18 protein-coding genes and 1 tRNA gene are annotated in these 22,096 nt (G+C 68.9%); 7 read left to right on the top strand and 12 right to left on the bottom strand.

Annotated elements, in window-relative coordinates; translation table 11 throughout:
* Nucleotides 1–3 precede the first annotated feature (3 nt).
* The 3 genes from AC07AG_RS34945 (at nucleotide 4) to AC07AG_RS34935 (ending at nucleotide 4,049) form a co-directional block, all read left to right on the top strand.
* Nucleotides 4–855, top strand: coding sequence for an NAD(P)H-binding protein (locus tag AC07AG_RS34945; RefSeq protein ID WP_478760355.1), 852 nt, complete (start codon nucleotides 4–6; stop codon nucleotides 853–855).
* 372 nt (nucleotides 856–1,227) lie between these two features.
* Entirely contained in the window at nucleotides 1,228–2,619 is a 1,392-nt protein-coding gene (locus tag AC07AG_RS34940) for a pyridoxal phosphate-dependent decarboxylase family protein (protein ID WP_478760353.1), read from the top strand.
* Nucleotides 2,616–4,049 (top strand): lysine N(6)-hydroxylase/L-ornithine N(5)-oxygenase family protein, encoded by a 1,434-nt coding sequence (locus tag AC07AG_RS34935; protein WP_478760352.1) that lies wholly within the window; start codon nucleotides 2,616–2,618, stop codon nucleotides 4,047–4,049. The genes AC07AG_RS34940 and AC07AG_RS34935 overlap by 4 nt, the downstream gene beginning before the upstream one ends.
* 3 nt (nucleotides 4,050–4,052) lie before the next feature.
* On the opposite strand, the gene AC07AG_RS34930 is transcribed toward AC07AG_RS34935, so the two are convergent.
* Complete coding sequence (locus AC07AG_RS34930; RefSeq protein WP_478760350.1) at nucleotides 4,053–5,858, bottom strand: bifunctional metallophosphatase/5'-nucleotidase; 1,806 nt, start codon at nucleotides 5,856–5,858, stop codon at nucleotides 4,053–4,055.
* A 161-nt stretch (nucleotides 5,859–6,019) separates the two neighbouring features.
* Between AC07AG_RS34930 and AC07AG_RS34925 the strand changes: the two genes are divergently transcribed.
* Together AC07AG_RS34925 and pyk are read left to right on the top strand one after the other, a co-directional pair.
* On the top strand, nucleotides 6,020–6,733 hold the full coding sequence (locus AC07AG_RS34925) for an SIMPL domain-containing protein (protein ID WP_478760349.1): 714 nt from the start codon (nucleotides 6,020–6,022) through the stop codon (nucleotides 6,731–6,733).
* A gap of 157 nt (nucleotides 6,734–6,890) precedes the next feature.
* Complete coding sequence (pyk, locus tag AC07AG_RS34920) at nucleotides 6,891–8,327, top strand: pyruvate kinase (RefSeq protein WP_478760347.1); 1,437 nt, start codon at nucleotides 6,891–6,893, stop codon at nucleotides 8,325–8,327.
* 61 nt (nucleotides 8,328–8,388) lie between these two features.
* Here the strand turns inward: pyk and AC07AG_RS34915 are convergent, their stop codons facing one another.
* The 3 genes from AC07AG_RS34915 to AC07AG_RS34905 all read right to left on the bottom strand — a co-directional run bounded on the left by AC07AG_RS34915 (nucleotide 8,389) and on the right by AC07AG_RS34905 (nucleotide 11,360).
* A complete protein-coding gene (locus AC07AG_RS34915; protein ID WP_478760346.1) occupies nucleotides 8,389–10,293 on the bottom strand; it encodes an alkyl/aryl-sulfatase in 1,905 nt (634 codons plus the stop codon).
* A gap of 118 nt (nucleotides 10,294–10,411) precedes the next feature.
* Nucleotides 10,412–11,191, bottom strand: a complete 780-nt coding sequence (locus AC07AG_RS34910; RefSeq protein ID WP_478760345.1) for a helix-turn-helix domain-containing protein — start codon at nucleotides 11,189–11,191, stop codon at nucleotides 10,412–10,414.
* 83 nt (nucleotides 11,192–11,274) lie between these two features.
* Nucleotides 11,275–11,360, bottom strand: a tRNA-Leu gene (locus tag AC07AG_RS34905).
* 97 nt (nucleotides 11,361–11,457) lie between these two features.
* On the opposite strand from AC07AG_RS34905, the gene AC07AG_RS34900 reads away from it, so the two are divergent.
* A complete protein-coding gene (locus AC07AG_RS34900; RefSeq protein ID WP_351162226.1) occupies nucleotides 11,458–12,114 on the top strand; it encodes an ANTAR domain-containing response regulator in 657 nt (218 codons plus the stop codon).
* 76 nt (nucleotides 12,115–12,190) lie between these two features.
* Here the strand turns inward: AC07AG_RS34900 and AC07AG_RS34895 are convergent, their stop codons facing one another.
* The 5 genes from AC07AG_RS34895 to AC07AG_RS34875 form a co-directional block, all read right to left on the bottom strand.
* A complete protein-coding gene (locus AC07AG_RS34895) occupies nucleotides 12,191–12,907 on the bottom strand; it encodes an ABC transporter ATP-binding protein (protein WP_478760343.1) in 717 nt (238 codons plus the stop codon).
* Nucleotides 12,907–13,773 carry an ABC transporter ATP-binding protein gene (locus AC07AG_RS34890; protein ID WP_478760341.1) on the bottom strand — a complete coding sequence of 289 codons (867 nt, stop codon included), beginning with the start codon at nucleotides 13,771–13,773 and terminating at the stop codon, nucleotides 12,907–12,909. Before AC07AG_RS34890 ends, AC07AG_RS34895 begins: the two co-directional genes overlap by 1 nt.
* 3 nt (nucleotides 13,774–13,776) lie before the next feature.
* On the bottom strand, nucleotides 13,777–15,621 hold the full coding sequence (locus tag AC07AG_RS34885; RefSeq protein WP_478760339.1) for a branched-chain amino acid ABC transporter permease: 1,845 nt from the start codon (nucleotides 15,619–15,621) through the stop codon (nucleotides 13,777–13,779).
* 5 nt (nucleotides 15,622–15,626) lie between these two features.
* Nucleotides 15,627–16,556, bottom strand: coding sequence for a branched-chain amino acid ABC transporter permease (locus AC07AG_RS34880; RefSeq protein ID WP_478760337.1), 930 nt, complete (start codon nucleotides 16,554–16,556; stop codon nucleotides 15,627–15,629).
* A gap of 151 nt (nucleotides 16,557–16,707) precedes the next feature.
* Nucleotides 16,708–17,955, bottom strand: coding sequence for a branched-chain amino acid ABC transporter substrate-binding protein (locus tag AC07AG_RS34875; RefSeq protein WP_451215772.1), 1,248 nt, complete (start codon nucleotides 17,953–17,955; stop codon nucleotides 16,708–16,710).
* Nucleotides 17,956–18,460: 505 nt separating this feature from the next.
* Between AC07AG_RS34875 and AC07AG_RS34870 the strand changes: the two genes are divergently transcribed.
* A complete protein-coding gene (locus AC07AG_RS34870) occupies nucleotides 18,461–18,619 on the top strand; it encodes a hypothetical protein (RefSeq protein WP_478760335.1) in 159 nt (52 codons plus the stop codon).
* A gap of 211 nt (nucleotides 18,620–18,830) precedes the next feature.
* Here AC07AG_RS34870 and AC07AG_RS34865 read toward each other — a convergent pair whose 3' ends face one another.
* From AC07AG_RS34865 to AC07AG_RS34855, 3 genes are all read right to left on the bottom strand, one after another.
* Nucleotides 18,831–19,217, bottom strand: a complete 387-nt coding sequence (locus AC07AG_RS34865; protein ID WP_478760333.1) for a hypothetical protein — start codon at nucleotides 19,215–19,217, stop codon at nucleotides 18,831–18,833.
* Between the two features lie 62 nt (nucleotides 19,218–19,279).
* A complete protein-coding gene (locus AC07AG_RS34860) occupies nucleotides 19,280–19,753 on the bottom strand; it encodes a PaaI family thioesterase (protein ID WP_361045230.1) in 474 nt (157 codons plus the stop codon).
* 45 nt (nucleotides 19,754–19,798) lie between these two features.
* Nucleotides 19,799–22,078: an FdhF/YdeP family oxidoreductase gene (locus AC07AG_RS34855; protein WP_478760331.1), complete on the bottom strand. Its 2,280-nt coding sequence runs from the start codon at nucleotides 22,076–22,078 to the stop codon at nucleotides 19,799–19,801.
* Between the last annotated feature and the right edge of the window lie 18 nt (nucleotides 22,079–22,096).

Genomic DNA, 22,096 nt, shown 5'->3' with positions numbered 1-22,096 from the left:
TTCGTGATCGTCGTCACCGGTGCCACCGGAAACGTGGGCCGCGCCCTCGTCACCCAGCTCGCCGCCGCACAGGCCCCCGTCCGCGCGCTGACCCGCGACCCAGGCCGTGCGCAGCTGCCCCCGGGCGCAGAGGTCGCGCGCTTCGACCCCGCCGCCGAACCGGCCGCCCTCGCCCCGCTGTTCGACGGCGCGTCCGCCTTGTTCCTGCACATGGCGGCCGTCGGTGAGCACGCCGACGCGGTGCTCAAGGCGGCCCGCGAGGGCGGCGTCGAGCACGTCGTCATGCTGTCGTCGGGCATCATCGAGGACGGCGCCGACGAGACCCACCCCATCTACGTCGTGCACGCGGACCTCGAGGAGCGGGTGCGCAGGGGCGGCTTCGACTGGACCTTCCTGCGCCCCGACGCCTTCGCCACCAACTCCCTCCAGTGGGCGGACCAGATCCGCGCGGGCGACACGGTGCGCGGTCCCTTCGCGGGAGCCCTCACCGCGCCGATCCACGAGGCCGACATAGCCGCCGTCGCCGCCCGCGCCTTCCTCGACGACGGACACCGGGGCGCCGTCCACCGCCTCACCGGGCCCACCGCGGTGTCGACCGAGGAACAGATCCACGCCATCGGGCAGGCGCTCGGCCGTGACGTGCGGTTCGTCGAGGTGCCGCCGGAGGAGGTGACCGAGGACATGTTCCCGCACGTCCCCGCGGGAATGCTGCCGGCCATCCTGGAATCCTTCGCCGAGGCCGTAGGCGTCGCACCGGAGATCACCACCACCGTGGAGTCGGTGACGGGCACACCGGCGAGGACGTTCACGGAGTGGGCAAGGGACCACAAGAACGACTTCACCCGAACCACCTGACGGCGACGCCCCGCAGTGGTCCCCGGGCGGGGCGCCCCGTAAGGGGCGCGAGGAACGGCGCGACCAACCACGACGCACCAGCAGGAGATCCCCCGGCGGGTGGGCGCCCCGCAAGGGGCGCGGGGAACGGCGCGCCAAGCCACGACGCACCCGCAGGTCACCCCCCGGCGGTGGCCCGGCGCCAAGCCGCACGGCACCCGCAGACAAATCCGCCCACCCCCGCGGAGCGCCTAGCACTGCAGCCCCCGCCAACACGCTTTCTCCGCAGGGCAGTACCACTTTCGGGTTCGGATCGTTGAGCTCTCCGGGCGTGCCGCCTGCTCGGCAGACAGGCTGGTGACCCCGCCCGCGTGCACCCGAAGGACGTCGCCCATGAGCACTCCGCCGCCCCTCGCCGGAGGCGCCCAAGGACCCGATGCGCTGCGGCCGTTGCTCACCGCGGCCCTGGACTCCCTGCGCACCGGGGCGACCGCGCGCGGAGGGCCGCTCCCCGCGGGCGGCCCCACCGCCGTCGCCGCCCGGGTGCGCGAGGCCGCAGGCGAGGTCCTGCCCGCCCGGGGCGAAGGCTGCGAACCGGCCCTGCGCACCCTGGTCCACGCGCTCGCCGAGGGCGCCGCCGACCCCGCGGACGCGCTGTGCGCCGCACACCTGCACTGCCCGCCGCTCGCACTCGCCGTCGCCGCCGACCTGGCCGCCTCCGCGCTCAACCCCTCCATGGACTCCTGGGACCAGGCGCCCGCGGCCTCGGAGATCGAGACCCTGGTCACGCGCGCCCTCGCCGCCGAGGCCTATGGGCCCGGCAGGGGAGACGCCCTCGTCACCACCGGCGGCACCGAGTCCAACCAGCTCGCCCTGCTCCTGGCCCGCGAGCGCACCGCCGCGCACGGCCCCGTCCAGCTCGTCGTCGGCGAGAACGCCCACCACTCCCTCGGCCGCGCCGCCTGGCTGCTCGGCATGCCGGAACCGGTCACCGTCCCCGCGCCCGCCGGTGTCCTCGACCCGGCAGCGCTCGACGAGGCCCTCTCCGAACTCGGCGGCCCACCAGGCACGTTCCTCGTCGCCGCCACCGCGGGCACCACCGACGCCGGGCTCATCGACCCCCTCGACCAGATCGCCGACCTCTGCGCCCGCCACGGCGCCCGACTGCACATCGACGCCGCGTACGGCGGTCCGCTCCTCTTCAGCGACGCACGAAGAGCGCTGCTGCGCGGCATGGAGCGCGCCGACAGTGTCACGTTCGACCTGCACAAGCTCGGCTGGCAGCCCGTCGCCGCCGGGCTGATCCTGGTCCGCGACCCGGACGACCTCGTGGCGCTCGGCCACCATGCCGACTACCTCAACGCGGACGACGACACCGAAGCGGGCCTCCCCGACCTCCTGGGCCGCTCCCTGCGCACCACCCGGCGCCCCGACGTACTGAAGATCGCCGTCACGCTCAAGGCCCTCGGGCGGAAGGGGATCGGCGCGCTCGTCGACCAAGTCTGCGCACAGGCACAGGAGTTCGCCGGACTCGTCGCCGCGCACCCCGGCTTCGAGCTGTACGACCGGCCCGTCATCAGCACGGTCCTGTTCCGGCCCGTAGGCGCCGACGACGACCACATCGCGTACGTCCGGCGCGAGCTGCTCGGCCAGGGCCGCGCCGTGCTCGGGCGGGCCAGGATCGACGGACGCCGCTGGCTCAAGGCCACTCTGCTCAACCCGCACACCCGGCCCGGCGATCTCGCCGAGCTCCTGAAGCTCGTGGAAGGAACCACCCCCCGATGACCGGCCAGAACGACAAGCCCGCCCCGCCGCTCACCACCCCCGAGGAACCCCGGGACCTGGTCGGCATCGGCATCGGCCCCTTCAACCTCTCCCTCGCCGCCCTCGCCCAGCCCCTGCCCGGTCTCGACGCCGCCTTCTACGAACAGCGGCCCGCCTTCCACTGGCACCCGGGGCTCCTCATCGACGGCGCGAGCCTCCAAGTTCCTTTCCTCGCCGACCTGGTGACCCTCGCCGACCCGGCGAACCCCTGGTCCTTCCTCAGCTACCTCAAGACCCGCGAGCGGCTCTTCCCCTTCTACTTCTCCGAGCGGTTCCACATCCAGCGCGCCGAGTACGACGCGTACTGCCGCTGGGTCAGCGAGAACCTCCCCGCGCTGCACTTCGGACACCAGGTCGACGCGGTGCGCTGGAACCCCGAACGGGACCTCTTCGAGGTCGACTTCACGCAGCTCGACGCCGAGGGGGAGGCCGAGGCGCTCGGCCGGACCTACACGAAGAACGTCGCCGTCGGCGTCGGCACCGCGCCCCACGTCCCCGAGCCCCTGAAGCCCCTCGCGGACGCCCCCGCCGTCCCCGTGATCCACGCCGCGGACTATCTCCTGCACCGCGACCGGCTGCTCGCCGCCGACCACATCACCGTCATCGGCTCGGGCCAGTCCGGCGCCGAGGTCTTCCTCGACCTGCTCAAGCACCGCCCGGTGGGCGCGGAGAAGATCCACTGGCTCGCCCGCACCGAGGCGTTCGCGCCCATGGAGTACTCCAAGCTCGGCCTGGAGCACTTCACCCCGGACTACACCCGCTACTTCCACTCCCTGCCCGAAACCGTGCGCGACGGCCTCGTCCCCCACCAGTGGCAGCTCCACAAGGGCATCGACGCCGACACCATCGCCGCCATCCACGACGAGCTCTACCAGCGCACCCTGCACGGCGGCTGGCCCGACGCCGTCCTCACCCCGGGCGTCTCCGTGCGCACCGCGGGCCGCGTCGCCACCACCCGCGTCGAACTCCACCTGGAACACCTCCAGCAGGGCACACGCTCCCGCCTCACCACGGACGCGGTCGTCCTCGCCACGGGCTACCGCGAGCGCCCCCTCGACCAAGTGCTCGGGGGCCTCGACGCCTACATCCGCCGGGACTCCTCGGAGCGCCCCCGCATCGACGAGCAGTACCGCCTCGTCCTCGACCCCTCCGTCACCGGCGGCGTGTACATCCAGAACGCCGAACGCCACACCCACGGCGTCGGCGCCCCCGACCTGGGCCTCGCCGCCTGGCGCAGCGCCACGATCCTCAACACCCTGACGGGCACGTCCCCCTACCCGCTCCCGCAGCGCACCGCTTTCACCAGCTTCGGCCTCCAGGGACCCCAGGCCCGCACCGCCGCCGGCCTCATCGGCGAACAGCGCGGAAACCTGGTACCCCTCAAGAGCTGAAGGTCAGAAGACCGGAGTGCCGTCCCGGGTCAGCTTCCAGTCCACCGACGCGAACTGGACCGGGTCGACCGTTCCCTTCGCCTGGACCCACTGAATGATCGTGTTCCGGATCTCGTCCGAGTTCGCCCACAGCTGCTTGGCGGCCGGCACGTGCGGGAAGTTGCCGCCGCCGCTGGCACGGTAGTTGTTGACCGCGAGCACGAACTCGGCCTTGGGGTCGATGTCCTTGCCGTCGAAGCTCAGCTTCGCGATGCGGGAACCCGCGGGCTTGGCGATGTCGATCTCGTACGTCACGCCGTACAGCGCGTCGTAGTTGTAGTCCGGGGTGTTGTCCGCGTTCGTCAGCTTCGCCGGGTCCACCGGGGCGCCGGCCGCCGTCCGCACGTAGTAGCGCGCCGAGAACTCCAGGTACTCCTTGAGCTGCGCGCCCGTGATGAGCCGCGCCTCAAGGGTGTTCTCGAACGGGTAGAGCCCCGCCGCGTCCTTGATCGTCACCTCGCCCGCTGGAATGCCCGCCGTGCGCGAGAAGCACGAGGCCTGCGAGAGCACGGGGAGCGCCGCGTACTGGCCGCCCTTGAGCGCCTCCTTGACCGTCTCCGCCTGGACGTGGCTGATCAGGTCGATGATCGCGACATCCTTGTACGGGCCTTCGGCCGTGCTCATCGCCTGCGTGGACGTGCCGATGACCTGGTTGACGTACGCGACGACCTTCTTGTGCTCGTCGGCGAGGAGCCGGGTGACCTTCTTGTCCTCCGCCGCCGTATTGGAGTTGAGGACCTCCGCGCCGACCTTCTCCACCGTCCAGCGGCCCTTGGCCCACACCAGGTCGAAGTCGAAGAGCGTCAGGCGCTGGCCCCACTTCAGCGGCTCGGACAGGACGACCTTCTTGCCCGTCTCCTTGTTCTCCACGAAGTACTCGGGGATCTCCGTGTGCGCGTGCCCGACAAGGATCGCGTCGATGCCGGGCACCTGCTCGGCCACCAGGCCGGCCGCGTTCTCGATGTACGGGAGCTGGTCACCGTACGAAGAGGTGCCGCTGGACCCGGAGTGGGCCGAGACGATCACGACGTCGGCGCCCATGGACCGCAGCTTGGGCACCCACTTCGCCGCCTGCTCCTCCAGACCCGGGAACGTCATCTTGCCCTGGACGTTCGCCTTGTCCCAGATCGCGATGCCGGGGTTCGTCAGGCCGAGGACCGCCACCTTCACGTCACGGCCGTGCGGGGTGCGCAGCCGCTTCATGAAGTACGGCGGGAAAGCGGGCTTCTGCGTCTTCGCGTCGAGGGCGTTGGCGCCGAGCAGCGGGAAGTCGCACTGCTCCTCGAATTTCCGCAGGACCGGAATGCCGTAATTGAATTCATGGTTGCCGAGCGCCGCCGCGTCGTAGCCGATGCTGTTCATCGCCTGGGCCATCGGATGGACCGGGCCGCGCGCGGCGGTGATCGGGTCGATCTTGGCGTAGTAGTACGAGAGCTGGGTGCCCTGAATGGTGTCGCCCGCGTCGATGAGGAGCGTGTTGCGGCGGCCTCTCTCCTCGCGGATCTCGTTCACGAGGGTGGAGATCTTCGCCAGGCCCACGTCGTTGTGGTCCTTGTCGTCGAACTCCTTGTCCGTGAAGTAGTCCCAGTTGAAGACATTGCCGTGCAGGTCCGTCGTGCCCATGACGGTGAACGAGTACCGCTTCTTCCGCTGGGCGGGCTTCTGGGGCGCCCGCGCCGACGCGGAGGGCGCGGCGGCCACGCCGCCCGCGAGCGCCACACCCGTGGCGGCGGCGGACTTGCCCAGGAACTTCCGGCGGTTCAGCGGCATTTCGTACTCCCCTTGGACCCTTGGTCGACCGATGTAACGCGCGTAGATTCTGACCCCGACCACCCCACCGGCAACAGACCCCGCAGGTTTCGATCCGATGACTGTCCGGTGCCGCGCCCCGATGTCTGTCCGCTGCCGCCGCCCAGTGCGAGAGTGGCCGCATGGACGAGACGACCCCCGCTCCGGCCCCCTACGGCACCCCGGACGCCCCGCGCCTGGCCGTCAAGGGCGAGGCGCACCTAGAAGTCGACCCCGAGATCGCCCGCATCGGCATCACGGTCAGCGCGCGCGGCACCGACCGGCGCGACGCCCTGAACGACCTCACCCGCCGCAACGCCGCCGTCATCGACCTCGTGAAGGCCTATGGCGAATCCGTCGAGACGCTGGAGAGCGGCGCCTTCTCCATCAGCCCCGAACTGACCAAGCACGGCCGCGGCGAACGCATCCGCGCCTACCACGGCCGGGTCCACATCACCGCCGAGCTCACCGACTTCACCGCGCTCGGCGAGCTCACCACGCGCCTCGCGGACCTCGAACTGACCAGCGTCGACGGCCCCTACTGGGCCCTGCGGCCGGGCTCGCCCACCCACCGCGACGCCCGCCAGCACGCGGTCAGGGAAGCGGTGCAGCGGGGCAGGGAGTACGCGCAGGCGCTGGGGACCACGCTCGCCGCCCTCGTCGAGCTCGCCGACATCGGCGCCGAGAACGCCCAGCCGTACGGCTACGGCGCCCCGGCCCCCGCCATGCGCACCGTCGCGTACGGCGGCGCGGGCGACCCCTTCCAGGAAGCCGCCCCCCTCGACCTCGAACCCCAGCGGCAACACGTGTACGCACAGGTCAATGCGCGCTTCACGATGACGCCGCCGCAGCTGTAGCCACGGAGGGGATTTGCACGGCGGGGCGCCCGGTAAATCGCTCATCAGAGCAGCGCCCCGCACAATTCAACACTTGTCAATAACCTTTCATGCAAAGGTTGTTGAGTAGTCATGCTCAGCCAATTCCCTACCGGCCGGTAAGGCCTAGGCTCGAAGCATGCGCCGAGCAAAAATCGTCTGCACCCTGGGCCCCGCCACCGACTCGTACGACCAGATCAAGGCACTGGTCGAAGCCGGAATGGACGTGGCCCGCTTCAACCTCAGCCACGGCACGTACGCCGAGCACGAGGAGCGCTATCAGCGCGTCCGGAAGGCTTCCGACGAGACCGGCCGCAGCGTCGGTGTCCTCGCCGACCTTCAAGGCCCGAAGATCCGCCTCGGCCGCTTCAGCGAAGGACCCGTACTCCTTGAACGCGGTGACGAGTTCACCATCACCGTCGAGGAAGGCGTCGAGGGCGACCGCCAGACCTGCGGCACGACCTACGGCGGCCTCGCCGGTGACGTCACTCCCGGTGAGCGCATCCTCGTCGACGACGGCAAAGTGACCCTGGAGGTCACCGCGGTCGATGGTCCCCGCGTCACCACCACCGTGGTCGAGGGCGGCATGGTCTCCGACCACAAGGGGCTCAACCTCCCCGGTGTCGCCGTCTCCGTCCCCGCACTCTCCGACAAGGACGAGGCGGACCTGCGCTGGGCCCTGCGTTCAGGATTCGACGTCATCGCCCTGTCCTTCGTCCGCAGCGGACGCGACATCGAGGACGTGCACCGCATCATGGACGAGGAGGGCCGCCGCCTCCCCGTCATCGCCAAGGTGGAGAAGCCGCAGGCCGTCGAGAACATCGACGACATCGTCGCCGCCTTCGACGCGATCATGGTCGCCCGCGGCGACCTCGGCGTCGAGATGCCCCTGGAGCAGGTCCCGATCGTCCAGAAGCGCGCCATCAAGCTCGCCAAGCGGAACGCGAAGCCGGTCATCGTCGCGACCCAGATGCTCGACTCGATGATCGACAACTCCCGCCCCACGCGCGCGGAGGCCTCGGACGTCGCGAACGCCGTCATCGACGGCACGGACGCGGTGATGCTCTCCGGCGAGACCAGCGTCGGCAAGTACCCCATCGAGACGGTCCGCACGATGAGCCGCATCGTCGAGGCCGCCGAGGAGGACATCCTGGCCAAGGGCCTGCCGCCGCTGACCGAGCGGAACAAGCCCCGCACCCAGGGCGGTGCCGTGGCCCGCGCCGCCGCCGAGATGGGCGACTTCCTCGGCGCCAAGTTCCTCGTGGCCTTCACGCAGTCCGGCGACACGGTCCGCCGCCTCTCGCGCTACCGCTCGCCGATCCCGCTGCTCGCCTTCACCCCGGACCGGGCGACGCGCTCCCAGCTGAACCTCACCTGGGGCGTGGAGACCTTCCTGGGCCCGCACGTCGAATCCACCGACGCCATGGTCCGCCAGGTCGACGAGCTGCTCCTGAAGTACGGCCGCTGCGAGAAGGGCGACGTGGTGGTCATCACCGCCGGGTCCCCGCCCGGAGTCGCGGGCTCCACCAACCTCGTACGCATCCACCACATCGGCGAGGACGACAGCCCCAAGTAGGCGGATTCCGTACGTGGACGGAGTGGCCGCTCCGGGGGGAGCGGCCACTCCGTCATATGCCCTACGGGGTGACGATGGCGAAACCCGGATCCGGCTTCTCGACCACGCCGAGCAGATCCGTCAGGAGCGAGGCGTCCCCCTCGACCCCGATGTCACCGAGTCCCTTGCCGCCCAGCATGGCGAGCAGCTGAGGCTTGGTCATCGTCAGCGTGACGCCGGCCTCCGAGTCCTTCTTCGTGTCGCTGCGGTAGGTCAACACGCCGTTTCGCAAGGTCAGATGCCAGACCTTCCCCAGCGCCGGAAGACTCCAGTCCATCCGCAGCTTCAGGTCCCACGCCTTCGGACCGTTCACACGGATCGCCACCGAATCGATCAACTGGTCCACGGAGAGCGCCATCAGCAGGTCCGCACTCGCCACGGACGTCGGGGACTCCTTGACACCCTCACGCAGCTCCTGGGCGCCCATCAGATAGAAGTTCCGCCACACGGCGTTCTCGGAGGCGTGCCCCAACTGGGTGTACAGCTTGGCCAGTTCGGACCTGGCGGTCCTGTGACCGGGGTCCGCGAACACCACGTGATTGAGCAACGTCACCGCGAACCGCGGATCACCGCCCCGCGCGAACGCCTTGGCCTTCGCGACCGTCGCCGTACGGCCGCCCATGGCCTTCACGTACCGCTTGGCCTCCTCGACGGGCGGGTGCTCCCACAGGTGCGCGGGGTTGCCGTCGAACCAGCCCATGTACCGCTGGTAGATGCCCTTCACGTTGTGGCTCAGCGATCCGTAGTACCCGCGATTCGCCCATACGCCGGCGAGCGCGGGCGGCAGCTCGATCTCCTCGGCGATCTCCCGCCCGGTCATCCCCTTGTTGATCATCCGGAGTGTCTGGTCGTGCATGTACGCATACAGATCGCGCTGCTGCTCAAGCAGCTCCACGATCGTCTCCCCGCCCCACGTCGGCCAGTGGTGCGAGGCGAAGGCGACATCCACGCGCCCCTCGAACAGCACCACCGACTCATTCAGGTAGTGCGCCCACTGCCGGGCGTCCCGCACCTGCGCGCCGCGCAGCGTGATGATGTTGTGCATCGTGTGCGTCGCGTTCTCCGCCATGCAGACGGCACGCAGATCGGGGAGCACGAAGTTCATCTCGGCGGGGGCCTCGGTCCCCGGCGTCATCTGGAACTCGAACCTCACACCGTCGAGCGTCTCCACCTGACCGGTCTCGGTGATGTCCTTGGTCGGCGGGATCAGCCCGATCGACCCCACCGAGACGGTCTGCCCGAGGCCGCAACCGATCTGCCCCGCAGGCGACTTGGGAAGCAGCGCGCCGTACATGTAGCCGGAGCGCCGCTGCATCGCCGTACCGGCGTAGACGTTCTCCGAGACGGCATGCTCCATGAAGCCGTCGGGCGCGAGAATCGGCACGTCCCCGGCCCCGTCCGGCAACACACCGCGGCAGCCACCGAAGTGGTCGACGTGGGGGTGCGTGTAGATGAGCCCGGTGACCTTCTTCTTCCCGCGGTGCGCGCGGTACAGCTTGAGCGCGGCGGCAGCGGTCTCCGCGGAGATCAGCGGATCGATGACGACGATGCCGGTGTCACCCTCGACGATCGTCATGTTCGACAGATCGAGCCCACGCACCTGATAGACGCGATCGGTGACCTTGTAGAGCCCCTGCTTCGACACGAGCCGCGACTGGCGCCACAGGCTCTTGTGCGCGGACTTGGGCGCGTCACCTTCGAGGAAGCCGTACGCGTCGCTGTCCCAGACGACCTGACCCTTGGCGTTCTTCACGACACCGGGAGTGAGGGCGGCGATGAACCCCTTGTCGGCGTCGGCGAAGTCGTCCCCGCCCCTACTGGTGCCTTCGCGGTCGATCGCGGAGGCGGTGTGCGGATTCATGGCCACGGCAGCCGCGGCGGCACCCGCGGCTGCGGCGACGAAGCTGCGGCGGTTCAAGGGAGTCATGGGGCCGAAGATCGCAGCGGGGCATGGGGCCGGGCAAGGGTTCGCCGGGGATTTGGGAAAGGTCCCAGGGCGAGTGTGGGAGGGGAGTGACGTGTCCTATTGCGCGGGCTGTGAGCGGTCAGTATTTGGGGCCTACGTGGGTGTCCATGAGGGCTACGGATTCCCTTCGGGCTACGGAGATGTTGTACGGGTTGCCGTGGCGGGTGCAGTGCTTCCACTCGACGTCAAGTTTGTCGAGGGTGTCGGTATAGAGCTTGCGGATGTCGTCGGAGACATTGGTGAACCAGTACCGGGGGTACTCGTAGCGCTTGAGCTCCCCGCCGACCATGCGGGTCGTCCAGTTGATGTTCCGGCAGCCGTCGGAGTGGATGAGGCCGCGGACGAAGTCCCAGGGATGGGCATCGACGATCTTTTGCTGCCAGGGCTCCAGGGTGATTCTGCGCTCGTGCTTCTTGCCGGGTCCGTGCTGAGGGAACATGCAGGTCCAGTGCTTGCTGTACGACTTCACTTCGGTGCAGCCCGGTCGATTGCGCGCCTTCACGCTGGGGAGAGGCATGACCCGGCGTATGGCTTCCTCGGCTGCCGCGACCAGGCCGGTCTGCTGTGCGTTGCAGAAGATCGACAGGTGATGCTGCCTGGGTTTCGCGATGATGTGGCCGTCGCCGAGGTAGAGGCCGAGCAGGTAGGCGTATGCGCTCTCGTCGAACGCGCGGTTGGTGCACCGCGGACAGTCGGTTGGTTGCTCGTACGTCTCACCGCGGGTCCGCCGATCTTCGCTGCGCCACCACCCGACGGTTCCACGCGGGATGCCGAGGCGCGCCGCGACGATGCGGTTGGGGACGCCCTGACGCATCAACGTGACGGCTTGGGCTCGAAGCGAGGGGCTGTGCTGTTCCATGCGGTCACTCTGTGTGAAGCATCGTGACGGCAGGCGGCAAAAAAGCGGATGTTCACGAGAAGGTGAACATCCGCTTTGCTGCATGGTGCCGGGTGCGGGACTCGAACCCGCAAGCCCTTTCAGGCAGAGGTGTTTGAGACCTCCGTGTATACCGTTCCACCAACCCGGCAGGCACTGCCGGAACTATACCGGGTCACCGCCGGACGCTGCAGCTAGGTAGGCTGCAGAGGCAGCAGTACCTGCCCGGCCCGCAACAAGGAGCCCCCGTGACTTCCCCCGAGTCGCCCCAGCCCGTAGCCGATGACGACGACAAGTCGCACGTGCCTCCGCTGACGACCCGTGTCGTCATCGCCGAGGACGAGGCTCTCATCCGGCTCGACCTCAAGGAGATGCTCGAGGAAGAGGGTTACACCGTCGTAGGCGAGGCCGGAGACGGTGCGAAAGCCGTCGAGCTGGCCCGCGAGCACAAGCCGGACCTGGTGATCCTTGACGTGAAGATGCCCGTCATGGACGGCATCTCGGCGGCCGAGAAGATCGCGGAGGAGTCCATCGCCCCGGTGCTCATGCTGACCGCGTTCTCGCAGCGTGACCTGGTCGAGCGGGCCAGGGACGCCGGTGCGATGGCGTACCTCGTCAAGCCCTTCAGCAAGACGGACGTGGTGCCCGCCATCGAGATGGCCGTCTCGCGCTTCACGGAGCTGAAGACGCTGGAGAAGGAGGTCGCCGACCTCACCCTGCGTCTGGAGACGCGGAAGCTGGTGGACCGCGCGAAGTCGATCCTGCAGACGGAGTACGGCCTGACGGAGCCCGCCGCGTTCCGCTGGATCCAGAAGACGTCGATGGACCGGCGCCTGTCGATGCAGCAGGTCGCGGAGGCGGTCATCGAGGACGCCGACGAGAAGAAGGCGGCCAAGGGGCAGTAACCCCCCCCGTCGTAACGAAGAGGCCCGCACCCCTGAGAGGGGGTGCGGGCCTCTTCGTTACGACGGGGACGGAGTCCTAGTCCTCGCCGAGGTACGCCTTGCGCACGGACTCGTCGTGCAGCAGGTCGCTCCCCGAGCCGGAAAGGACGATCTTGCCGACCTCCATGACATGACCGTGGTCGGCGAGCGAGAGCGCCGCCTGGGCGTTCTGTTCGACGAGCAGAATGGTCGTGCCCTGGGACTTGAGCTCGGAGATGGTCGCCATGATCTTCTGCATCATGATCGGCGAAAGACCCATGGAGGGTTCGTCGAGCATGAGCAGTTTGGGCTGGGACATGAGCGCGCGTCCCATGGCGAGCATTTGTTGCTCGCCGCCCGAGAGCGTGCCCGCCGCCTGCTTTCTGCGCTCCCCGAGAATGGGGAAGAGCTCATAGGCGCGCGCGATGTCCTTTTCGATGCCGGCCTTGTCGCTGCGCAGATATGCGCCGAGCCGCAGATTGTTCTCGATCGTCATGCGCGGGAAGATGTGCCGGCCCTCGGGCGAGTGCGCGAGGCCGAGCGCGACGATCTGGTCGGCGCGGTATTTCCGCAGCGTTTTTCCGTTGAATTTGATGGAGCCGCCGACCGGCTTGAGCAGTCCGGAGAGCGTGCGCAGCGTGGTGGTCTTGCCTGCGCCGTTCGTGCCGATCAGGGTGACGACCTCGCCGGCCTCGACCTTGAAAGAGATGCCCTTGACGGCTTCGATCTTGCCGTAGGCGACCTTGAGGTCCTCGACCTCGAGCAGTGCGGTCATCAGCTGGTCTCCTCGTTGCCCGTCGCGTCGGCCTCTGTGCTGCCGGGGGCACCTTCGAAGGGCTCGCCCAGGTAGGCGGCGATGACGCGGTCGTCCTGCTGGACGGTCTCACTGCTGCCCTCGACGAGTTTCTCGCCCTGGACGAGTACGGCCACGCGGTCGCACAGGTTGAAGATGAAGCGCATGTCGTGCTCGATGACGAGGACGGCGATGCCCATGTCCCGGATGGCCAGGACGAGTTCCTCGGTGGCGCGGGTCTCCTGCGGGTTCATGCCCGCGGTCGGCTCGTCCAGGAGGAGCAGGCCGGGCTCGCTCGCGAGCGCCCGTGCGATCTCCAGCTTGCGCTGCTCGCCGTAGGGCAGGTTGCGCGAGAGGTGCTCCGCCTTCTCGGCGAGGCCGACGAATTCGAGCAGCTCCAGGGCGCGGGCCTTGGACTTGGCCTCCGCCTTGTGGAAGCCGGGGCCGCGCAGGAGGGCCGACCAGAGGCCTTCCTTCGTCCGCGTGTGGCGCCCGACGAGGACGTTCTCCAGGACCGTCATGTTGGCGAACAGACGGATGTTCTGGAAGGTGCGGGCCACGCCGGCCGCGGTGACCTTGAAGGACTTGCTGGGCAGGACCTTGCCCTTGTACCGGACTTCGCCCTCGGTGGGGATGTACAGGCCGGTGAGGCAGTTGAAGAAGGTGGTCTTGCCCGCGCCGTTGGGGCCGATGAGGCCGACGATCTCGCCGCTGTTGACGGTGAGGTCGACGGAGCGCACGGCGGTCAGGCCGCCGAAGCGCATCGTGACGCCCTTGGCGTCCAGGACAGTCTCTCCGGCCGGCGTCGCGGCCGGGCTGTCCTTGCTGGTGGTGGTGTCGGTGGTCATGGCTCAGGCCCCTGTCTTGCTGAGGACTGTGGGAGGCGGCGTGTCGCCGGGAGCCAGTTCGGCCTCGTGGAACTCGAGCTGGCGGCGGCGGTTGGGGATGAGGCCCTCGGGGCGGAAGCGCATGAGCAGCACGAGCGCGAGGCCGAAGGCGAAGAGCTGGTAGTCGCCCAGGAACGAGAGCTTGCTCGGGATGAGGTAGAGCAGTGCGGCGCCGACGAGAGGTCCGCTGATGGTGCCCATGCCGCCGAGGACGACCGCGGCGAGCAGGAACGCCGAGTTCGGCGGGACCGTGTTGGCGAACTGGTACTGCTCGGGCGTCACGGTGTAGGTGACGTGCGCCTGCACCGTGCCCGCGAGTCCGGCGAGCGTGGCGCCGAGCGCGAAGGCGATGAGCTTCACGCGGAAGCCGTTGATGCCCATGGCGAGCGCCGCGGTCTCGTCCTCGCGGATGGCGACCCAGGCGCGCCCGATGCGGGAGTCGCCGCTGCGCCGGAAGACCAGCACGACGACGAGGGTGATGAGCAGCATCAGGAAGAAGTAGTTCGCGAATCGGCCGATGGTGACGCCGAAGATGGTGTGCTCGAGGCCGAAGTCGAAGCCGAGGATCTTGAGGTTCGGGATCGAGGAGATGCCGTTCGAGCCGTTCGTGATGTCCGGGCCCGACGTGCCGTCGGAGTTCATCGCGACGAGCCGGAAGATCTCTCCGAAGCCGAGGGTGACGATGGCGAGGTAGTCGCCGCGCAGGCGCAGGGTCGGTGCGCCGATGAGCACACCGAAGATGAGCGATGCGCTCGCGCCGACCAGGATCGCGCCCCAGAACGGGAGATGGACGTCGAAGGGCGAGGACGGCGACCCGGAGACCATGGACGCCGCGTAGGCGCCGACGCCGAGGAAGGCGACGTATCCGAGGTCGAGGAGTCCGGCGAGGCCGACGACGATGTTCAGGCCGAGCGCGACGGTGGCGAAGATGAGGATGTAGACGCCGATGGTGGCGTACTGGTCGTCGCTCTGCGTGAACGGGAAGGCCGCCGCGGCGGCGAAGGCACCGCCGAGTGTGATGTTGCGGTGCCGCGCGGTGTAGGTGGAGACCTGGGCGACGAGGCCCGCCTTGGACAGCGCGGCGAAGCTGAATGCCACGGTGACCAGGAAGCCGACGAAGAGCTCGTCGTACTCGGTGCCGATGCCGTAGGTGAAGACCACGAGGCCCACGGCGAGCGCGGCGACGATGATCAGGATCTCGACGTAGCTGGGGAGCTTGCGTGGCGTGGGCGGGGCCTCGGCGGCGAATGCGCCCTTGAAGACGGTGAGACCGTTGCGCACGCGGTGCTTGAACTGCTCGCTGCCGCTGTCCTCGGCGTCGACCGCGTAGGTGTGCGGCCGGGTGAAGGGCAGGGCGAGGGCGCCGACGAAGGAGCCGAGGGTGGCGATCGCGGCGACCCAGCCGCCGGGTTCGAGGTTGGCGAGGCCGCCGAGCTGGTAGCTGATCGAGAGGATCGTGTACCAGGTGGTCGCGAAGGCGGCGAGGGCCGCGTACTTCAGTGCGGCGTCGGCTCCGCCGGGGGCCAGTGCCCGTACGCCCTTGACGCCGTAGGAGGCGAGGCCGAAGAGCGTGGTGAGGATGCCGGCGATCAGGACGAGGACCTGGAGGCCGCCGGGGTAGCCGTAGACGGTGAGGTCGCCGGGGAAGGCCGAGGTCCAGGTCCACGCCATGAACGTGGAGATGACGGTGAGGATGCCGCCGCCGGTGGCCAGCGCGCGGGCGGGGCTCTCGGGGATGGCGATGAGGCCGGTGGCGGTGTGGTCCTGCTTGGGGCTCGGCGCGTCGGCCGCAGTGTTCTGTGTGGTCATGGTGGTCACGCCCTGTCCGCGACGCGCTCGCCAAGGAGACCTTGTGGCCTGACGAGGAGTACGACGATGAGGAGTACGAAGGCCCAGACGTCGGCCCAGGACTGCCCGCCGAGCTGGCTCATGCCGGGGATGTCGTTCATGTAGGCGGTGGCCATGGCTTCGGCGACGCCGAGGACGAGGCCGCCGAGCATCGCGCCGTAGATGTTGCCGATGCCTCCGAGCACGGCTGCGGTGAAGGCCTTGAGGCCCCACAGGAAGCCCATGCGGAACTGGACTTCTCCGTAGCGGAAGCCGTAGGCGACGGCGGCGATGCCTGCGAAGGCGGCGCCGATCGCGAAGGCCACGACGATGACGCGGTCGGTGTTGACACCCATGAGCTTGGCGGTGTCGGGGTCCTGCGCGGTGGCCTGCATGCCGCGTCCCACGCGGGTCTTCATCACGAAGTAGCCGAGGGCGAACATGCAGATCGGGGCGGTGATCAGCAGGAAGATGTCGCCGGGCTGGATGGTGATGGAGCCCATGTGGATGGAGTCGCCGGGCATCTCGGGGAAGGTGCGGGACGACTTCGCGTTGGGGTACCAGGCCCAGACGGCCTGCTGCAGCGCGAGGGAGAGGCCGATGGCGGTGATGAGGGGGGCGAGGCGGGGTGCGCCGCGCAACGGGCGGTAGGCGAAGCGTTCGGCTCCGACCGCTATGAGGGTCGAGACGATCACGGCGCCTATGAGCATGAGCGGCAGGGCGAGCCACATGCTGGTGCCGCCCGGCAGCCAGAGCCAGACGGTGAGGGCGCCGAAGCCGCCGACCATGAAGATCTCGCCATGGGCGAAGTTGATGAGCTGGACGATGCCGTAGACCATTGTGTAGCCGATGGCGATCAGGCCGTACATGGATCCCAGTAGCAGGCCATTGACCAGCTGTTGCGGCAGTTCGTGCACCGCAGGTCCTCCGAGTCTTTCGGTGTCGTGCGGCCTGCGTGCGGTGGCGGTGGGCCTCGCGGTGGCCGGACGGCTTAGGTGACGGATGCGACGCCGCGCGGGGCGCTGCAGAGGCAGCGCCCCGCGCGGTGGTGTCGTGCTGCGGGGTGAATCAGCCGGTGAAGGTGCCGGACTTGACCGGCTCCCAGCCCTTGGTCGGGTCCTCGGTGGACTTCACCTGGTACACGGTGAGCTGCTTGTTGGTCGCGTCGCCGTACTCGTCGAAGGAGACCTTGCCGGTCACACCGTCGAAGGAGACGTCCTGCATGGCCTCGACGATCTTGGCGCGAGCGTCGTCGGGCAGCTTGCCGTCGTTGTCCTCGACGACCTTCTTGACCGCTTCGATGATCGCCCAGGCCGAGTCGTACGAGTAGCCGCCGTAGGCCTCGTAGGCCTCCTTGAAGCCGGCCTTCTTGTAGTTCGCGATGAACTCCTTGGCGGACGGCAGTTCCTCGACCGGCTGGCCGACGGACGTGGCGTAGTCGCCCTTGCCTTCCTTGCCGGCGAGCTTGACGAAGTCGGCGCTGTAGATGCCGTCACCGCCGACGAGCGGGATCTTGGCACCTGCCTTCTTCATCTGCTTGCTGAGCGGGCCGGCCGCGGGGTACTCGCCGCCGTAGTAGACGACGTCGGCGTCAGAGTTCTTGATCTTGGTGGCGACGGCGCCGAAGTCCTTGGTGTCCGGGTTCACGTGCTCGGTGCCGGCGACCTTGCCGCCGAGCTTGGTGAACTCGTCCTTGAAGGTGGCGGCCAGACCGGCGCCGTAGGTCTTCTTGTCGTCGACGACGAAGACCTTCTTCTTCTTCGCCTCGTTGTACAGGTACTGCGCGGCGAACGGGCCCTGGATGGCGTCCGTGGTGGCCGTACGGAAGTAGGCCTTGTACGGACGGACCTTCTTGCCGCCGTTCCAGTCCTGGCCCTGGGTCATGGCCGGGTTGGTGTTGGCGGGGGAGACCTGGACGAGCTTCGCGTCGTCGAAGACCTTCTGCATCGACTCGCCGACGGAGGAGTTCAGGGGCCCGACGGCGCCGAGGATTTCCTTGTTCGCGACGAACTTGGTCGCGTTGGTCTGGCCCGATGCGGGCTGGCCCTGGTCGTCGGCGGCCTCGATCTTGAAGGTGATGCCGTCGACGTACTTCTTCTCGTTGGCCTGCTTGGCGGCGAGATCCACGGAGTTGCGGATACCGAGGCCCAGCGCGGACAAGTCGCCGGTCAGCGGCGCGTCGACGCCGATGACCACGGTGGTACCGCCACCCCCGGCGTCGTCTTTGTCCTTGTCGTCGCGTGAGCCACAGGCGGTGAGGGTGAGTGCCCCCGCGGTGAATGCAGCGGTGATGGCTATGAGCGAACGTTGACGCACGATCAGTCCTTTCCCCTGGCACGGCCGTCCCCTGTTGGGTGGCCGAGTCGAGCGCAGAACCGAACTGACAGGAATCCGGTGGGCGCGGTGACTGGCCGTGACTCTAAGGGCCGCTTTGTTCCAGGTGGAGTGGTCAGGCCAAAGGTGTGACGCTCTTGTTATGCCACGGAGTATTCCGCGCTGGAACTCAGGGGGCGGTTGGGGCGGAATGCGCCACCTTCGGCGCATCCCGCATGCTGAGAACTTGCAGGACTGTCAGGGTGTTTTACTCATGACATCAGTGTTCGGGGGGCATGCGGCTGTCAGGGCCTCGGAAAGATCTTTTGCGTACGCCGAACCGAGGATGAAGCTCTGCGTCTGCATTGCGCGCACATTACGCAGTGTTACTTCCAGGAAAGGGAGTCCGGCATTCCGCGGCACATTTCCACATTCGCGAATGTGCATGGAAATACGTGCCGTCCGAGGGCTTCCGCTTTTCACTGTGAATGGGGTATGGGGGGCGACGGTGACCGACAGCGCCGCAGACGGCTGGCCGATCCGTCTGACGGACACGGGCGGCCCCGAGTCCTGGCCGAGGCTGACGGTGAAGCTGAACGTGCGGTCGCCTGCCCGTGGGTGCGTCATGTCGCCCCTGTACGCCACGGACACGGTCTGCGACGGGTAGAGCGGTGGCGGCGGCGCGGGGGGCCGGGGACGCGTCAGGTAGAGGCTGAGCCCCGCGGCCCCGACGACCGCGGCCAGGGCGACGGCCAGGGAGGTGCGGCGGTGACGGTTGAGGGGCGGGCGGGTCCTGACGGGGTGTGCGGCGGCCTGGTCCGGGGAGGCGGTGCGGGCGGCGTAGGTGTTGTCGCCGGGCTCGATGGGGCCGATGGCGTTCACACCCACGGCCCGCCGCTCGGCTGCCCGTGGCGGTAGCGCTTCTCGCACCGCTCGCGGGCCTCACGGGTGAGCAACGTCCGCCCCGAGGCGGCTCCGTGGCGCTCACGCTCGGCGCGGGCCAGGTCGAGGGTGTCCCGGAGGATCATGTACTGCCCGTTGGAGAGGCCCATCGACTGGTAGTCGCCGTAGGTCTCCTTGCCCGAGTCGTAGATCTGCCGTCCCCACTTGGTGATCAGGGCCGTGCAGAGGTCCTCGGGGGATGTGGTGGCGGGGGAGGGCTCAGGGGTGTCGTCGGAAGGGGAGCTCCCGCATCCGGTGGCGGTGAAGAGGGTGCCGAGGAGGGTGGTGAGGGCGAGCGCACAGAGCGGTTTCCGGTGCCTCATGCACAGACGCTAGACCGGCGCCCCACGCTCCGACAATGCGTGGGGCGCCGCCTTCAACTGCCTCAGCCGGCGGTGCCGTTGGGCTCCACGTCACGCAGCAGGCAGGTCAGCCGCGCGGTGCACACCCGCTTGTCCTGCTCGTCGGTGATGACGATCTCGTACGTCGCCGTGGAGCGGCCCCGGTGCACGGGCGTCGCCACGCCGGTGACCAGGCCCGAACGCGCGCCGCGGTGGTGGGTGCAGTTCAGGTCGACGCCGACGGCGAGCTTCCCGCTCCCGCCGTGCAGCATGGAGCCGACCGAACCGAGGGTCTCGGCGAGCACGGCGGACGCGCCGCCGTGCAGCAGGCCGTACGGCTGGGTGTTGCCCTCGACCGGCATGGTGCCGACGACGCGGTCGGCGGAGGCCTCGACGATCTGGACGCCCATACGGACGCCCAGATCCCCGGCGGAGAACAGGGCGGGCAGGTCGATGCCGAGCGCGGCGTACTCGTCGATGACCTCTTGCGGGAACTTCACGCTGTGCTGCTCGCCCATGGGCCCGGCTCCGTTCGTCGTCCTCACTTGTCGCTGAGCGAACGCTCAGTCGGTGCCTGATTGTTCCAGGCGCACGACGACGGACTTGCTGGCGGGGGTGTTGCTCGTGTCGGCCGTCGCATCCAGCGGGACCAGGACGTTCGTCTCCGGGTAGTACGCCGCGGCGCAGCCGCGGGCGGTGGGATAGTGCACGACCCGGAAGCCGGGCGCACGCCGCTCGACGCCGTCCTTCCACTCGCTCACCAGGTCCACGTACGACCCGTCGGCGAGGCTCAGCCCGCGGGCGTCGTCGGGGTTGACCAGGACGACGCGGCGGCCGTTCTTGATGCCCCTGTAGCGGTCGTCCAGGCCGTAGATCGTGGTGTTGTACTGGTCGTGCGAGCGCAGCGTCTGCAGCAGCAGCCGGCCCTCGGGCAGGCCGGGGAACTCGACGGGCGCCGCGGTGAAGTTCGCCTTGCCGGTGGCCGTGGGGAAGCGGCGCTCGTCGCGCGGGGCGTGCGGAAGGGCGAAGCCCGCGGGGTCGGCCACGCGCGCGTTGAAGTCCTCGAAGCCGGGGATCACGCGCGCGATGCGGTCGCGCACCGTGGCGTAGTCCTTCTCGAACTCCTCCCAGGGCGTGGCCGATCCGGGGCCGAGGACGCGGCGGGCGAGGCGGCACACGATGGCCGGCTCGGAGAGCAGATGTGGGCTCGCGGGCTCCAGACGGCCGCGCGAGGCGTGCACCATGCCCATGGAGTCCTCGACGGTCACGAACTGCTCACCGCTGCCCTGCAGGTCCCGCTCGGTACGGCCGAGCGTCGGCAGGATCAGGGCGCGCGCACCCGTGACCGCGTGCGAGCGGTTCAGCTTCGTCGACACATGGACGGTCAGGCGGGCCTTGCGCATCGCCGCCTCCGTCACCTCCGTGTCGGGCGAGGCCGCCACGAAGTTGCCGCCCATCGCGAAGAACACCTTCGCCTTGCCGTCCCGCAGGGCCTCGATCGCGCGGACGACGTCGAAGCCGTGCTCGCGCGGCGGCGCGAAGCCGAACTCCTTCTCCAGGGCGTCCAGGAAGGCAGGCGCGGGCCGCTCGAAGATGCCCATCGTGCGGTCGCCCTGCACGTTCGAGTGCCCGCGCACCGGGCACACGCCCGCGCCGGGACGGCCGATGTTGCCGCGCAGCAGAAGGAAGTTGACGACCTCGCGGATGGTCGGCACGGCGTGCTTGTGCTGGGTCAGGCCCATCGCCCAGCACACGACGGTGCGCTTCGATGCGAGCACCATGGCGAGCGCTTCCTCGATGCGGTCGCGGCCGAGACCGGTCGCCGTCAGCGTCTCGTCCCAGTCGGCGTCCCGCGCGGCCGCGGTGAACTCCTCGTACCCATGGGTGTGTTCGCGGACGAACTCCTCGTCGACCGCGCCATCCGTTTCGAGGATCAGCTTGTTCAGCAGCCGGAACAGGGCTTGGTCGCCGCCCAGACGGATCTGCAGGAAGAGGTCGGTCAGGGCGGTGCCCTTGAGCATGCCCTGCGGGGTCTGCGGGTTCTTGAACCGCTCCAGGCCCGCCTCGGGCAGCGGATTGACCGTGATGATCTTCGCGCCGTTGTTCTTCGCCTTCTCCAGGGCGGAGAGCATGCGCGGGTGGTTCGTGCCCGGGTTCTGCCCGGCGACGATGATCAGGTCCGACTTGTAGAGGTCCTCCAGGAGGACGCTGCCCTTGCCGATCCCGATGGTCTCCGTGAGGGCGGAGCCGGACGACTCGTGGCACATGTTCGAACAGTCGGGCAGATTGTTCGTGCCCAGCTCGCGGGCGAACAGCTGGTAGAGGAACGCCGCTTCGTTGCTGGTGCGGCCCGAGGTGTAATAGACGGACTCGTCCGGACTGTCCAGCTCGGCCAGTTCCTCGCCGATGATGTCGAAGGCCCGCTCCCAGGGGACGGGTTCATAGCGCTCGGCACCCTCCGCCAGATACATCGGGTGGGTGAGGCGGCCCTGCTGCCCCAGCCAGTACCCACTGCGGGTGGCGAGGTCGGCCACGGGGTGCGCGGCGAAGAAGTCCGGGGTGACGCGGCGCAGCGTGGCCTCCTCGGCGACCGCCTTCGCGCCGTTCTCGCAGAACTCCGCCTTGTGCCGGTGCTCCGGCTCGGGCCAGGCGCAGCCGGGGCAGTCGAAGCCGTCCTTCTGATTGACCCGCAGCAGCGTCAGCGCCGTGCGGCGCACGCCCATCTGCTGCTGGGCCATGCGCAGCGTGTGCCCGATGGCGGGAAGCCCCGCCGCGGCGTGCTGTGCCTCGGCGACCTGCGGCGCGTCCTGGACCGGATCACCCTTGGGCGACTTCCTTGCCATGATCGGCTCCCCTTCGAG

The sequence above is a fragment of the Streptomyces sp. NPDC044044 genome (assembly GCF_056434405.1).
This window is presented reverse-complemented; position numbering and strand designations above follow the sequence as displayed.